The 15,125-nt window shown below is 33.8% G+C and carries 12 protein-coding genes; 1 reads left to right on the forward strand and 11 read right to left on the reverse strand.

Annotated elements, in window-relative coordinates; translation table 11 throughout:
- Window position 1: 1 nt before the first annotated feature.
- The 10 genes from prmA to BX659_RS10330 all read right to left on the reverse strand — a co-directional run bounded on the left by prmA (window position 2) and on the right by BX659_RS10330 (window position 12,867).
- A complete protein-coding gene (gene prmA, locus BX659_RS10285) occupies window positions 2-874 on the reverse strand; it encodes a 50S ribosomal protein L11 methyltransferase (RefSeq protein ID WP_097016858.1) in 873 nt (290 codons plus the stop codon).
- An 18-nt stretch (window positions 875-892) separates the two neighbouring features.
- On the reverse strand, window positions 893-2,035 hold the full coding sequence (gene dnaJ, locus BX659_RS10290; protein ID WP_097016857.1) for a molecular chaperone DnaJ: 1,143 nt from the start codon (window positions 2,033-2,035) through the stop codon (window positions 893-895).
- 285 nt (window positions 2,036-2,320) lie between these two features.
- Window positions 2,321-4,174, reverse strand: a complete 1,854-nt coding sequence (gene dnaK, locus BX659_RS10295) for a molecular chaperone DnaK (protein WP_097016856.1) — start codon at window positions 4,172-4,174, stop codon at window positions 2,321-2,323.
- A 263-nt stretch (window positions 4,175-4,437) separates the two neighbouring features.
- Window positions 4,438-5,022: a nucleotide exchange factor GrpE gene (gene grpE, locus BX659_RS10300; protein ID WP_097016855.1), complete on the reverse strand. Its 585-nt coding sequence runs from the start codon at window positions 5,020-5,022 to the stop codon at window positions 4,438-4,440.
- Window positions 5,023-5,123: 101 nt separating this feature from the next.
- Window positions 5,124-6,155, reverse strand: coding sequence for a heat-inducible transcriptional repressor HrcA (gene hrcA, locus BX659_RS10305; protein WP_253250682.1), 1,032 nt, complete (start codon window positions 6,153-6,155; stop codon window positions 5,124-5,126).
- 656 nt (window positions 6,156-6,811) lie between these two features.
- Window positions 6,812-7,948, reverse strand: coding sequence for a radical SAM family heme chaperone HemW (hemW, locus tag BX659_RS10310; RefSeq protein WP_097016853.1), 1,137 nt, complete (start codon window positions 7,946-7,948; stop codon window positions 6,812-6,814).
- A 90-nt stretch (window positions 7,949-8,038) separates the two neighbouring features.
- Window positions 8,039-9,844 carry a translation elongation factor 4 gene (lepA, locus tag BX659_RS10315; protein WP_106231828.1) on the reverse strand — a complete coding sequence of 602 codons (1,806 nt, stop codon included), beginning with the start codon at window positions 9,842-9,844 and terminating at the stop codon, window positions 8,039-8,041.
- An 80-nt stretch (window positions 9,845-9,924) separates the two neighbouring features.
- Window positions 9,925-11,115: a stage II sporulation protein P gene (gene spoIIP, locus BX659_RS10320; protein ID WP_097016851.1), complete on the reverse strand. Its 1,191-nt coding sequence runs from the start codon at window positions 11,113-11,115 to the stop codon at window positions 9,925-9,927.
- A 395-nt stretch (window positions 11,116-11,510) separates the two neighbouring features.
- On the reverse strand, window positions 11,511-12,506 hold the full coding sequence (gpr, locus tag BX659_RS10325) for a GPR endopeptidase (protein WP_172431827.1): 996 nt from the start codon (window positions 12,504-12,506) through the stop codon (window positions 11,511-11,513).
- Window positions 12,507-12,531: 25 nt separating this feature from the next.
- The gene (locus tag BX659_RS10330; protein WP_097016850.1) at window positions 12,532-12,867 is read right to left on the reverse strand and encodes a phage holin family protein; all 336 of its coding nucleotides are present in this window, start codon (window positions 12,865-12,867) and stop codon (window positions 12,532-12,534) included.
- A gap of 551 nt (window positions 12,868-13,418) precedes the next feature.
- Here BX659_RS10330 and rpsT point away from each other — a divergent pair.
- Complete coding sequence (rpsT, locus tag BX659_RS10335) at window positions 13,419-13,685, forward strand: 30S ribosomal protein S20 (protein ID WP_097016849.1); 267 nt, start codon at window positions 13,419-13,421, stop codon at window positions 13,683-13,685.
- 144 nt (window positions 13,686-13,829) lie between these two features.
- On the opposite strand, the gene holA is transcribed toward rpsT, so the two are convergent.
- Window positions 13,830-14,837 (reverse strand): DNA polymerase III subunit delta, encoded by a 1,008-nt coding sequence (gene holA, locus BX659_RS10340; protein ID WP_097016848.1) that lies wholly within the window; start codon window positions 14,835-14,837, stop codon window positions 13,830-13,832.
- Window positions 14,838-15,125: the final 288 nt, after the last annotated feature.

Here is a 15,125-nt window from a genome sequence, read left to right on the forward strand (position 1 = left end):
CTTATCCTCTCCTAATAGCTACAATTGTAATCCACTGCTCTTTTTGAATGATCTCTTTGACTTCAAAATTATATTTTTTCAATTCATCCTTTATCATATCCGCTTTCTCTTCAATAATTCCTGATAAAATTGAAATACTTCCTACCTTGGCAACCTTCGGCAAATCAGGAATCAGCCTTTTAATCACATGAGGTAAAATATTAGCAATAACCAAGTCATACTTCCCATCAACAATATCCAGTAAATCACCTTGAGCAAAATTGATCTGATCTAAGACTTGATTCAACTTGGCATTCTCCTTAGCTACCTTAACAGCAACTGGATCGATATCGAGGGCAAAGTTACTCTTGGCTCCTAGCTTGGTTGCAGCAATCGATAAAATTCCTGTTCCGGTTCCGATATCCAAGACATCAAAATCAGGTTGAAGATACTTCTCTATCATCTCTAAACAACCACTAGTAGTCCCATGATAACCTGTACCAAAGGCTAAACCTGGATCTAATTCTATGATAATCTCATCTGCTTGCTTCTGATATTCTTCCCAAGTAGGCTTAATCACTATCTTATCCGTTACTTTAATAGCCTTAATATCCTTTTTCCACTTATTGACCCAGTCCTCTTGCTCTAACCCCTTAATTATTATCTCTCCACTACCTATATTTAAGTCATAATCAGCTAATTGTGCTATTCTCTTCCTTAAAGAGTCTACTTTCTCTTTAGTCAACTCTTCCTCTTCAAAGTATCCTTTCATAATTACTTCTTCTTGTTTGAAGTCTTCTTTACTGATCCCTACAGCACCAATCTCTGCTAAGATATTCTCTATTGCTGAAAATCCTTCATAATTGGTTGCAATGATTACTTCTTTTAATTTCATCTATAATTTCCCACCTTTTTAGTCGAGTCCAAAAGCATCTTTAATTTTCTGTAAAAACCCCTTATGTTCTGGATTTATCTCTTCACCACTGATCTCTGCAAATTCTTTAAGTAAATCCTTCTGCTTATCATCTAACTTCTTAGGAATGACAACTTTTACCTTAATATGTTGATCTCCCCGTCCACTACCCCTTAAATATGGAATTCCTTTATCCTTCAATCTAAAGGTAGTAGCAGGTTGAGTTCCTTCTGGTATAGTAAATTTAACCTTACCATCCAAAGTAGGAACTTGGATCTCATCGCCTAAGGTAGCTTGAACGAAACTGATTGGTACCTCACATAAAACATCATTTCCTCTACGCTTAAAGATTTTGTGGCGTTTAACATTGATAACAACCTGTAAATCTCCTGCTGGACCACCATTGACTCCAGCTTCTCCCTCACCCCGTACTCTCAGAGTCATTCCATCATCTACTCCTGCTGGAATATCTATAGAGACCGTTCTTCTCTTCTTAACCTTTCCATTACCATGACAATCTGGACAAGGATTTTTGACAAATTTACCAGTCCCGCTACAACGGTCACAAGTAGTTGTCTGTACCATCTGTCCAAATGGAGTATTCTGTTTAAATTGAATCTCTCCACTTCCACCACATTTAGCACAAGTCTCTACATCACTGCTAGACTTAGCACCTTTACCATCACAAGTCTCACAGTCTTCAGTTCGAGGAATAGTGATATCCTTTTTAGTACCAAAAGCTGCTTCTTCAAATTCAACTGCAATATTTACCCTTAAGTCTGACCCTTTACGAGGGGCATTTCTACTTCTTGATCTTCCACCGCCACCAAAGAACATATCAAAGATATCATCAAAACCACCACCGAAACCACCTTGACCAAAGCCTCCAAAGCCACCTTGACCAAATCCTCCACCATTACCATCTACTCCTGCATGACCAAATTGATCATATCTAGCTCTCTTATCCTCATCACTTAATACTTCATAGGCCTCTGCAATCTCTTTAAACTTCTCTTCTGCATTCTCCTCTTTACTCACATCAGGATGATATTTTCGAGATAACTTCCGATAAGCCCGCTTAATCTCCTGTTTACTAGCACCTTTATCTACACCTAATATCTCATAATAGTCTCTCTTAGCCACTTCAATCACTGCCTTTCTAATTCATTTTACAATATATCGTTAAGTAAAAATTTCAAAACTAATTAAAACAATTTTTTGGCGACAGATTTCTATATAAAATAACTATAAACTTATTATAGTCTACTATTACTTACACTACCTACTTAGATTATTATACAATAAGTCTAGCAAGAAATAAAATTTTACAGAAAATAATCACTAATTTCTATTCATAAAAACAGAGTCAAAGCCAAATTAATCTGGCTTTGACTCTCATTATCTTATATTAATTGATTATATTTGCTATTAATCAACATCTTCAAAATCAACATCTACTACATCATCGTCAGCTTCTGCCCCTTGTGCACCAGCGCCTCCTGCTGCTTGTTGAGCTTGCTCAGCTTGTTGATACATTTGAGTTGTCAACTCATGAAGCTTTGTAGTTAATGCCTCTTGTTTAGCTTTGATACCATCAATATCTACTTTATCTGGATCGATATTATGCATATCAATACCTTCTAGTACTTCCTTTAGTTCATCCTTCTTGCTTTCAATCTCACTTAAGACTGAAGCATCAGCATTTTCTTTAGCTTCTTCTATAGTCTTTTCAACTTGATGTACTAAGCTATCTGCACCAGTTACTGTCTCAATAGCTTCTTTCTTCTTCTTATCCTCTTCAGCATGGCTCTCTGCATCTTGAACCATTCTTTCAATCTCTTCTTCTGATAGACCAGTATCAGATTTGATCGTAATCTGTTGCTCATTACCTGTTCCTTTATCTTTAGCAGATACATGAACGATACCATTAGCATCTATCTTGAAAGTCACCTCAATTTGAGGTACTCCTCTTGGTGCAGGTGGTATATCAGTTAATTGGAATCTACCTAAAGTTTTATTGTCCTTAGCCATCTGTCTCTCACCTTGTAAGACGTGAATATCAACGGCAGGTTGATTGTCTGCTGCAGTTGAGAAGACTTGGCTCTTTTCAGTTGGAATAGTAGTGTTTCTATCGATAAGCTTAGTAAATACTCCACCCATTGTTTCAATACCTAAAGATAATGGAGTAACATCTAATAGTACAACATCACTAACTTCATCATTCAACACTCCACCTTGAATAGCTGCACCCATTGCTACACACTCATCAGGGTTAATACCTTTATTTGGAGCCTTACCGATCTCTTTTTCAATTGCTTGTTGGACTGCTGGAATTCTAGTAGAACCACCTACTAATAATACCTCATCAATCTCAGACTTGCTTAGTCCAGCATCATCTAAGGCTTGGCGTACAGCCTTTAAAGTTCTATCTACTAAGTCAGAACTCATCTTCTCAAATTGAGAACGAGTAATATCTACATCTAAATGCTGTGGTCCCTCTGCAGTTTGAGTAATAAATGGTAGATTTACATTAGTAGTTGCTACTCCAGAAAGCTCAATCTTAGCCTTTTCAGCAGCATCCTTTAATCTCTGTAATGACATCTTATCTTTACGCAAGTCGATACCATGCTCTTTTTCAAACTGTTCAGCTAAATAATTGATAATCTTTTCATCAAAGTCATCTCCACCTAATTGGTTATCACCACTAGTAGCAATAACTTCTACTACACCATCACCAAGCTCTAGAATAGAGACATCAAAAGTACCTCCACCTAAGTCATAAACCAAAACAGTCTGCTCTTTATCATCATTGATTCCATATGCTAAAGCAGCTGCAGTCGGCTCATTGATAATCCTTTCAACCTCTAATCCTGCAATTTTTCCTGCATCTTTAGTTGCTTGACGTTGAGCATCACTAAAATAAGCCGGAACTGTAATAACAGCACCTTCAACTGTTTGACCTAAGTAATCTTCTGCATATCCCTTTAATTCTTGTAAAATCATCGCAGATATCTCTTGAGGTGTTCTATCCTTTCCATCTAATTCAACCTTATAATCTTCACCCATATGTCTTTTGATAGAACTTACTGTTTGATTTGGATTAGTAATAGCTTGTCGCTTAGCTGGTTCACCTATCAGACGCTCACCTTTTTTAGAAAAACCTACCACTGAAGGTGTTGTTCTAGAACCTTGTTTATTAGGAATAACTGTAGCCTCTCCACCCTCAATAACTGCTACACAAGAGTTTGTAGTACCTAAATCAATACCAATAATTTTACCCATTTATCTTCATCCTCCCATTATCAATTTATAGTTTCTAATATAGATTTATCCTTGCTCTTTGATAAATTATTATAAAAGCATCTATATTATAGTCTGAGTCTGAGTTTAAGTCTAAGTTAAGAAGAATAACTGTATCTCATTCCTTAAATCTACTCAAACTTAAGCTTGAACTTAATCTAATCATTAACTTATATCAAAGACTCCCCCTCCGGGTTCTAAAGAACCCTTCGTGATGGGAAAATTCTTAAATAAATTTTCCCTATCTACTCTGACACCTTGACCATTGCTGGTCTAATTACTGACTCATTAAAGATATATCCTTTTTGTAATTCTTCTATAATTACTCCTGATTCATAATCTTCACTTTCCTCTTTCATTACTGCATTATGTAAATTAGGGTCAAACTCTTCTCCAACTGTCACTATTGCTTCTACCCCTGTCTTAGTTAACAGGTTATTTAATTGGCGATAAATCATCTCTACACCCTTTAAGACACCATCGCCCTCATCATTTAAAGAACTAGCCAATGCTCTTTCAAAGTTATCAATTATAGGTAATAGTTCTACTATAAAATCCTTGGTGGCTTGCTCAGCCAAGTTACTCTTCTCTTTGATAACCCTCTTTCTATAATTAGAAAATTCAGCCTGGAGTCTCTGTAAACGATCTATGTATTTCTCTTTCTCTTCCTTCTCTTTAGCCAGCTCTTCTTCTAACTCTGCAAACTGCTGATCTGTTTCAGAAACCTCTTCATCAAGCTCTGCTTTTATATCTTCAGATGCTTCTGCAGCTTGATCCTGATTTAACTCAGCCTCTTGCTCTTCTGCCATATTCTTCTCTTCCTCAACCATTCAATTCACCTACTCTTAATCAATTAGTTTGTTTTTAATTACATGGAAAACTATATCTATTTTTAAAAATAGATATAGTTTTTATATCTACTTTATATCAGCTATGGTTTAGCCAAAAATTCACTTAAAATATCAGCCATAAATTTCACTGTCCCAATCACATTAGAATATTCCATCCTAGTTGGACCTATTACTCCAATCTTTCCAACTGGACGCCCTCCTAAATTATAGGTAGCTACTACAAAACTACAGTCTCTAATCTCTTGAAAGGAGTTTTCACTACCTATCATAATTTCAACACCTGTTTTCTTATTGAAATCACCCATAATATTATATAACAACTGTTTTTGCTCTAATAGTTTTAAAACACTTTTAATTTTATTAATATCATTAAATTCAGGCTGTTCTAGTATATGAGCAGTTCCCCCTAAATATATTTTACCATTTTCGGGAATATTATAACTAGAAATTTCTTCATTTATAAAATATAAGTTGCGCAGTGGTACTGAAATCCTGTTTACCAATTCTCTATTAATAATCCCTATAGCTTCCTTATCTATCTTATTTAAAGCTAAACCAGAAAGTCTTTCATTTAAAAAACGTGAAATCATTTCAAGATCACCAGTAGATATTGATTCAGGAACATCAATTATCTTATTCTTAATCAATCCAGTATCTGTCACCAAAACCATTAGAACCTTTCTCTCAGCTATAGAAATCAACTGTAAATGCCGAAAGATACTCTCCTCCAGCTGTGGACTTAGGACCAAAGCTGTATAATTAGTTAAATCAGATAACATCTGTGAAGTCTGTTGAATAATTTCTTGAATTCCTACTTGTTTAGAGATGATATTTTCCTTAATAGATCCAATCATTTTTTGAGATATCTTCTTTAGTTCCATTAAGTCATCTACATAAAATCTATATCCCTTATCTGTAGGAATTCTTCCTGCTGATCTATGGGGTTGCTCTAAATAATTGGCTTCCTCTAAATCAGCCATCTCATTTCTGATGGTCGCAGGGCTAACTCCAAAGTCATACCTTCGAGCCAAAGTCCTAGAACCAACAGGCTCTGCAGTCATAATATATTCATTTACGATGGCCTTTAATATCTCCTTTTTCCTCTCTGTCATCTCCACTAGCAACCACCACCTTTCTGCAATTAGCACTCAACGTTATCGAGTGCTAATAAGATGCTATAAATAAAATATCATCATTAAGCTGATTTGTCAAATATATTTATTTTCGATTAAATATAATTAAAGCCATTATGCTCACTTATTCACCACTATTCTTAGCTATCTGAGGTTAAAAAATAATGGATTTATTTTGAAATATGGCTAGAATTCAATCTTAAGCTAAGATTGTTTTAGTATATTGTGATACTTTTAACTTTTTAAGAAAGTAAACAAAATTTTAGGTTCCACCCCAAGAGTACTTCCTCGGGAAAATCACCTTCGGGTTAAAAAGATAACCAAATCTACAGGTTCATAGAACCTTCCGTGGCTCTACAGGGAATATAAAACAATTCCCTTTCACACAAGACCAGTAAAAGCAGCCCAATCAAGAAAAAAATATATTTACGAGTCCACAGACCAAGACTCTTCGTGGCAGAGCCCACTCACTCCGCAACCAAATTGCTTATCAATATCATTAATTATATTTTTTGATTAAATTTCAACTGATTTCTAAAATCTTTGTTCAATTTTTGCTTCGTTCAAACAGAAATTTTTTTGCTTTTAAAGAACTTAACTGTAAACTAAAATAAAAGTGTCGTAATATCTATCTTTTAAGTCAACATAAAATCAGCCAATACCTGATTAGCTAATAATATTCCTTGCCAAGTCAGAGCTAGTCTATCATTAGTAATTGTGATTAACTTCTGCTGTGAGAATTTATCAAGTTCATCATTATAAATTTCATAGATAGATAGTCCAAATCTCTCTTTAAATTCTTTCAAGCTAATCCCCTTTATCAATCTCAATCCCAACATCATCGTCTCTTCGATCTCATCTTCTCTAGTTAAGTTATGATAATCCTTTACAGGTAACCTGCCTTCTTCTATACTCTGGCTATATTCCTCTAAAGCAGAATAATTATATCCTCTACCAACTCCATCATAAAAATGAGCACCTGCTCCCAGACTTAAATAGGGTTCATTCTTCCAATAGATTTGATTATGTTCACTCTCATAACCCCTTTGGGCAAAGTTTGAGATTTCATACTGCTGATATCCTTTACTTTCAAGTAACTTTTTAGTCAAGTTATACATCTTCAAATCTAACTCTTCACTGGTAGGAATCAATTCTCCTTTACTTAACATCTGATAAAAAGGGGTTCCTTCCTCAATTTTGAGATTATAAGTAGATAAATGCTTTGGTTCAAGCTCACAGGCTTGTAGCAAAGCATTCTGCCAATCCTCTAAGCTCTGATCTGGTAAAGCAAAGATTAAATCAAGGCTGACATTATCAAAACCTACCTCTCTAGCTAGATAGTAATTATCAATTGCCTCTTGTGCTGTATGAATCCTGCCAATCTTCCTTAACATCTCATCATTAAAGCTCTGTACTCCAAAGCTCAACCTATTGACTCCTGCTTCCTTGATTAATCTCAATTTCTCTTTATCTACTGTCCCAGGATTAGCCTCTATCGTTATCTCTATATCTTCTTTTATAGCCAAGCTCTGATAGCACCTATCTAATATCTCAGCTAGTTGGGTACCCTCTAAGCTTGTAGGAGTTCCCCCACCAATAAAGATACTCTTAATCTTAGGAGAATATTTCTCAGCCAATAACTCTATCTCCTGATACAAAGCAGATAAATACCTATCTTTTAAATCCTGCTTAGCAGCAAAAGAATTAAAATCACAATAATAGCATTTGCTAACACAAAAAGGGATATGAATATATAGTCCAAACTCTTTCATAAGCATCACCTTTGTCTTTTCTATAATAATATATAAGGGCGAACACGAAGTCCGCCCTACTTAATCTTAAGCTTAATCTTGTTCTTAATTTTAGTCACCAATCTCTAAAACAGCCATGAAAGCATCTTGAGGAATCTCTACACTTCCTATTTGCTTCATCCTCTTCTTACCTTCCTTTTGCTTCTTCAATAATTTCTTCTTACGGGAAACGTCTCCACCATAACACTTCTGTAATACATCTTTACGTCTAGCACTGATAGTCTGACGAGCAACAATCTTATGACCAATTGCAGCCTGTATCGGTACTTTAAACATCTGTTGTGGAATGAACTCTTTTAATTTCTTAGTCAGCTCTTTTCCAACATCATGAGCAAATTCACGGTGAACGATACAAGACAATGCATCAACAGGCTCTTCATTCACAAGGATATTTAACTTGACTAAGTCAGCCTCCTGATAACCATTGAATTCATAATCGAAGGTTGCATACCCTCTTGTTCTAGATTTTAATTTATCAAAGAAATCCAATACAATCTCACTTAAAGGAATATCATAGGTTAATCTGACTCTAACCTCATCTAAATATTCCATATTCTTAAATTGACCCCGTTTACCTTGGCACAGCTCCATGGCTGCTCCTACATGCTCATCAGGTAATAGAATCTTAGCTTCTACTAGTGGCTCTTCAATCTTATCAATCTCTTGAGCATCTGGCATATTTGCAGGGTTCTCTATTTGAAGAACCTCTCCATCGGTCTTGTAGACATTATAGATTACACTAGGTGCTGTAGTAATTAAGTCTAATCTATACTCTCTTTCCAATCGCTCCTGCATAATTTCCATATGTAAAAGTCCTAGGAAGCCACAACGATAACCAAAACCTAAAGCCTCAGAAGTCTCTGGTTCAAAGGTTAAAGATGCATCATTTAACTGTAACTTCTCTAAAGCATCCCTTAATACATCATAATCTTTACCATCCACTGGGTACATACCACAAAAGACCATCGGCTTGGCAGGCTGATATCCTGATAAAGGCTTATCAGTTGGATTCTGGGCATCAGTAATAGTATCTCCTACCTGAGCATTCTTAACATTCTTAATACTTGCTGACATATAGCCTACCTCTCCAGCACTTATCTCTTTAGATGCCTTCATCTTTGGACTAAAGGTTCCTACCTCATCAACTTCAAAGACCTTCTTAGTAGCCATCATCTTAACCTTCATTCCCTTTTTAATCTTACCATCTATCACTCTATAATAACAGATAACCCCGCGGTATGGATCATATAAAGAGTCAAAGATTAATGCCTTTAAAGGCTTGTCCTTATCTCCAGATGGTGGTGGCACCTGTTTTACTACCCTTTCTAATAGCTCTTCAATTCCAATCCCTTCCTTAGCACTGGTCAAGATAGCATCATCAGGATCTAATCCAATATCAATTAGCTCTTCCTTTACTCTATCAGGATTAGCACTTGGTATGTCTATCTTGTTGATTACAGGAATAATCTCTAGATCATTCTCCAAGGCTATATAGATATTAGCCAAAGTCTGAGCCTCTACGCCTTGAGCAGCATCAATTACTAGTAGTGCACCTTCACAAGCAGCCAAACTACGTGAAACCTCATAAGAAAAGTCCACATGCCCTGGAGTATCTATTAAATTTAAGGTATAATCATTACCATCTTTGGCTTGATAAGACATCCTAACTGCTTGAGCTTTAATAGTAATTCCCCGTTCTCTCTCCAAATCCATTGTATCTAATAACTGTTCCTCCATCTCCCGTTCTGAGATCGTCCCAGTAAATTCTAATAATCTATCAGCTAATGTAGATTTACCATGGTCAATATGAGCAATAATACAAAAGTTACGAATATTATTCTGATTAATCTTAGCCATCAAGAACCTCCTCTTTCGTGTACATTATCTTTCCTAATTATAACACCCATTATTACATTAATCAAGATAGTAAGGAGTAGCTAAATTCCTTCATTGATTAAACTAGCCAATACATTAGCTAATAGCTGAGATGACCTTTTAGCTTCATCTAAAGTATTCTTAGCTCCACCAATCTCTAATAACAGAGCATGGGGATGAACCTGTTGATTATATCTTCTGTTACTTAATAACTTCACATCTCTTAATAAACCAGGGTACATGGTATTCATTTTTATGGCTAATTTTTTAGCAAAGGCTACATTTTCTTCCCAATGGGGATTGGGTAAATACTTATTATTAGTTACAACAATCATTATCCTAGCAACTTTATGTCCATTAATTGTTGTAGTAATTAAGTTTCTCCCCCCTTGACCAATAGCATCACGATGAATATCAAAGATCATCTTTAAATCAGCATTATCATCTACTATTCTTTGCGCAGTTCTTAAAGAATTTATATATGATCTTGCATAAGTTTTATCATTAACTGTTTTAGAATGGACTGCTAATATCCCATACTTCTCCCTTAAAATCCTAGTCAATTCATCGCCTATTAGTACTATATCTCCTCTCTGTCCAGCTGCTGCTCTAGCATTATATCCTTTATTATCATAATTTTCAGCAGTATGAGTATGATAAATACCAACTAAAGCTTTATTAGATAATTTAGTTTCTTTTTTGGGAAATAAAGTCTTCTGACTCTCATTCTCTTTAGCTATTCTCTCTGTTGTGTCACTTTTTTCAACTTGCTTAGAAGGCTCTGTCTGCCAAAATTCTAGCTCTATCTTTACCCGCTCTTCATTATCATGGGTACCTTCTGCTCTTAACTTCTCTTCAACAGACTGCTTTTTTGTATTCTCTGCTATAACCCTATTCATGACTGAGGTAACTCGTACATCATCCTTTACTTGAAAAAAGGATGGCGGTAAATCTGTTGCAAAACTACAAGTTAATTTGACAAAGGGATTCATTCCTTGGGATTTAGCTAGCATCTCTTGATTCTTTATTCTAACAATTGGCAACCCCTCTTTTAACACAAGTCTAGAATGGAAATCATCAAGATAAAGAAAATTAACTAAATAGTAGACAAACTTATTACTAAAGAAGGTATTACCCAAAGATATTCTGTCTACAATACTGTATTTATGAACTACCAAGCCACTAAAGACTAAAAATAAGATTAAATATAAAAGAATAATAGCTGCCATAAATCTATGTTGATCCTTGAACATGATCATCACATCCTAATTTAAAGGTATTTCATAATTGTCTCTTCCTCATGTAGTTGCTTAATATAATAAAATAAGAATATAATTGCCTTTCTAATTTTCTATAATCGAAATTATAAATCAATCTTTTTTAAATTTAGCTAAGTAATTTATAAAAATTTATGTACTAAGTATAAAATTTATTACATTGAAATTAGAATTATTCTTAAATTCTTAAGATAGATTGATTTTTATCTATAATTATCTAAATATAAAATCAACCTTCATGGGTATAATATCAATCTTTACTATAAATATTTTATTAGTAAGTAACTAAGAATTATTACTAAATATTATAGCTATAAAATTTAATAAGAAAGCTCTAATCTTTAAATCAAAGACTAGAGCAAATATCAAATCTATTGTAGATATAAGGAGACATCTTCCGCTCTAATATCTGGATGTAAAGCTACATTAATACCTCCAGCTATTACCTTACTTGTATCCCTAATTAATTGGTCTATCCCTTTAGGAGCAACGATCAAATCACCCATAAATGGCTGTAATATATTCTGGATTATCTGTTGATAATCATTTCCTTGCTGTAAACTTGTTTTTAATTGTGGTGGTATATTTGGTTGATTCATTAATTGATTGATCGTATCATTAACGATATTTACAGAGTTAATAACAGTTGGTATTCCCATAGCTATTACTGGAACCCCCATATCCTGTTGGGTAATTCCTATTCTACGCTTTCCTAGTCCAGAGCCTGGATAGATTCCAGTATCACTGATTTGAATTGTAGAAGCAAGACGACTACTCTCTTTTGCAGCTAAAGCATCAATAGCAATGATCAAATCAGGATGTACTCGATCAACAACTCCACGAATTATCTCTGCTGTTTCAATCCCTGTTAACCCTAAAACTCCTGGTGCGAGGGCACAGACTGGTCTCATTCCCTGCTTGGCATCTGCTGGAGAAGAATCATAAAGGTGTCTAGTTACTAAGATATGATGAACCACTTGAGGACCTAAAGCATCAGGAGTAGCATTCCAGTTACCTAATCCAATTACCAAAATAGTTGCTTCTTGATTTGGACTTTTCTTTAATGCATTATAGTCTATTAGTCTATTAAGCTCTTCAGCTAATATCCCGCTTAAATACTCATGGCTTGGCTTGTCAGCCACTCTCAAAGACTCTGATTCAATAGTAATGTAATTTCCTGGTGCTTTGCCTATTCTCTGAGAAGCCATTTCATTCATAACTTGAATTCTAGTAACTTTAGCATTGTCTTTCTGCTCTTCTTCTAAAGCTACCCCCTCTATCTCTCCACCAGTTCTCTCTACCACCATATTTCTAGCTTCAACAGCCAAATCAGTTAAAGCAGATAATTGGCTTAATTGCTCTATCATGTTAATATCCTCCCCTTAAACAAAGTTATCTCAATTCTGTTGGTACAAAAGAGTCTACAATACCAATAATTAAGGCAGCTAATAAAGATCCTATGAAGGTAACTCTCATCCCTGTTAATATAGATTGAGTTAAATAGATTACAATTGCTGCTGAAATAAATCCAGTCAACCCTCTTGCTTGTGGTGATAACCCTTCTCCAAAGAGATTTTCAACTACATATCCTAAGAAAGCAATCACAATTGAAGCGATTAAAGCATTGACAAACCCATTGATTTGTACATTGGGCAATAAGAAATCTACCCCCAATAAGACAAATGCTGAGACAATAAACCTTACTACTGCTCCTAACCATCCTATCATCTTATATATCGCTCCTTTCCCTATTTAATTATCCTTTTAAAATTTGACCCTAGTGCTGTTTGCAAATATGATAAATTTGATCTTATAAATAGCTACAAGAGTTTATATAACTGGGTCAATACTTATAATAACCTAATTATTGTTCTATATACATTGCTAAGATAATTTAACTATTCAATTTATAATACTAACTATTGATATATATATCTAATTTATAAAGTAGGGTTATATAAGGACATTACGACACTTTCTTAAAATGAAGAATCGGAATTGAGCGGTGGAGAATTAAAAAATTTAAGGAATTGATTTTTGATTGCTAAAATATCGTTCTATCTATAAATTCCTCTATTAACAAAATATATTTATATAATGCATTCAAGAACAAATAAATAAAACAAACATCTCTAATTATTATCAATAAAATAAAAGTATTTTAATCTTCGTCTTGCGTTTTGAAGAATAATGTGATAAAATTCTTTTGTTAATGCTCAGTAAACTATATTTATATCTTTATATAGAATAAGAAATAGTTTTAGAAGGAGGTGACCGTAGTGGCAAATTCTAAATCTGCTCAAAAAAGAATTAGAATCATCGAAAAGAAGACTGCTATCAATAAAGCAAGAAAATCTAAAATGAAGACTGCTATCAGAAGATTTGAAGAAGCAGTTGCAGCTGGAGATGTTGCATTGGCTCAAGAAAAATTGAACAATGCTAAGAAAGTTATCGATAAAACTGCTGCGAAAGGTACTATTCATAAGAATAATGCTGCTCGTAAAAAATCTAAATTAGAGAAAAAATTTAATGAGTTAACTGCGTAATTATACTTATTGAATTAACATAATAAAAGGTACTACTCTGAGATCAGAGTAGTACCTTTTATTTTTTTATCTTAATTATAGTCTGTTCTGCTAATTAAACCTCAATATAGATAATAACTATTTACTCATCATTTATTAGTATCATCAAATTGCTTCTTTTAACCTAATGACTAATAACTCCATCTCTAGGTTTTTATCACTGCCTGTAACTAGCCTACAATCTGTTTCAAATAACTTCTCCAAAGCCAACTCTAAAGAATCCACACTAAAGTTATGGCTCTGTTGCAGACACTTTTTGATAGGATAGGGATGTTGATTTAACCTCTTAGCAATCTGATCAACTGTCAACCTTTCATTAGATAACAGCTTACTCTGTAGCATCAATCTAATTTGGCGAGCAATCATCCCTAATATCTGTTTAGCATCAGTTCCTTGTTGCATAATATCTGATAACAACTTTAAGGCTAATGATGTATTCTTTCTACCTATAGCATCAACAAAATCAAAGACTATATTATCTTCAATCAGCCAATCTTTACTAATAATCCCTTCTATATGGGATGTAGTAATAAATTTATCAGCTCCCATAAAAGTAATGATCTTATTTATCTCACTATCTAATCTCTGCAAATCATTATTAAAAGCCTCTTCTAATAAGGTAATCGCACTATTTTCTATCTGATATCCATAACTTTTAATCTTATTTGCAATCCAATCATCTAACTTCTTGTATTTTAATGCTTCAAATTTTAAAACTTTGCCTACCTTTTTTACCTCTTTAAATATCTTTAAACTCTTTTTAGGCTGTTGATAACTCACAAATAATAAGATAGTACTTTCGGGAAAGTCTGCTAATAAATTATATATTATTTCTGCATCCTTAACTTTCTTCTTAAATAAGTCATAAGTATAAACTATTACAATCCTCTTTTCAGTCATAAATGGCAATGTTTTAACAGAATTTATTAAGCTATTAACCAATTGCTCATCTTCTTCTATAATATTCAAATTAAAATCCTTAAGCTCTTTTGAAGCAAACTTATCTGTAAAGCCTTCAATAAACTCCTCTATTAAATATCTATCTTCACCATAAATCAAATAAACTGAATCTAATTGATCTAAGTTCTTATTTAAAATTTCAGTATGTTGCATAAATTATCTCACCCTTTAAAATATAATTATAATATAGTCATCCAACTTTAGATATATCAAAAAATTTATAGAGCTTTATCTTCTGTTATATCTAAATTAAGTCTTAACCTTTATTTTAACATAAAATTTTAGTTATTAAAATTTTTATTTAGAAGAATAACAAACAGTAATTAAATTTAAATTCTTTTCCATAACACCACTTTACAAGTTTGACTATGCAATCTTGTCATCTCGTAGAAAAGAACTAATAGCTTTCTGAACTTTAGAATAAATTTTGCTACTTTCGAG

The organism is Orenia metallireducens (assembly GCF_003001995.1).
In the GTDB taxonomy this organism is placed as follows: Bacteria; Bacillota; Halanaerobiia; order Halobacteroidales; family Halobacteroidaceae; genus Orenia; species Orenia metallireducens_B.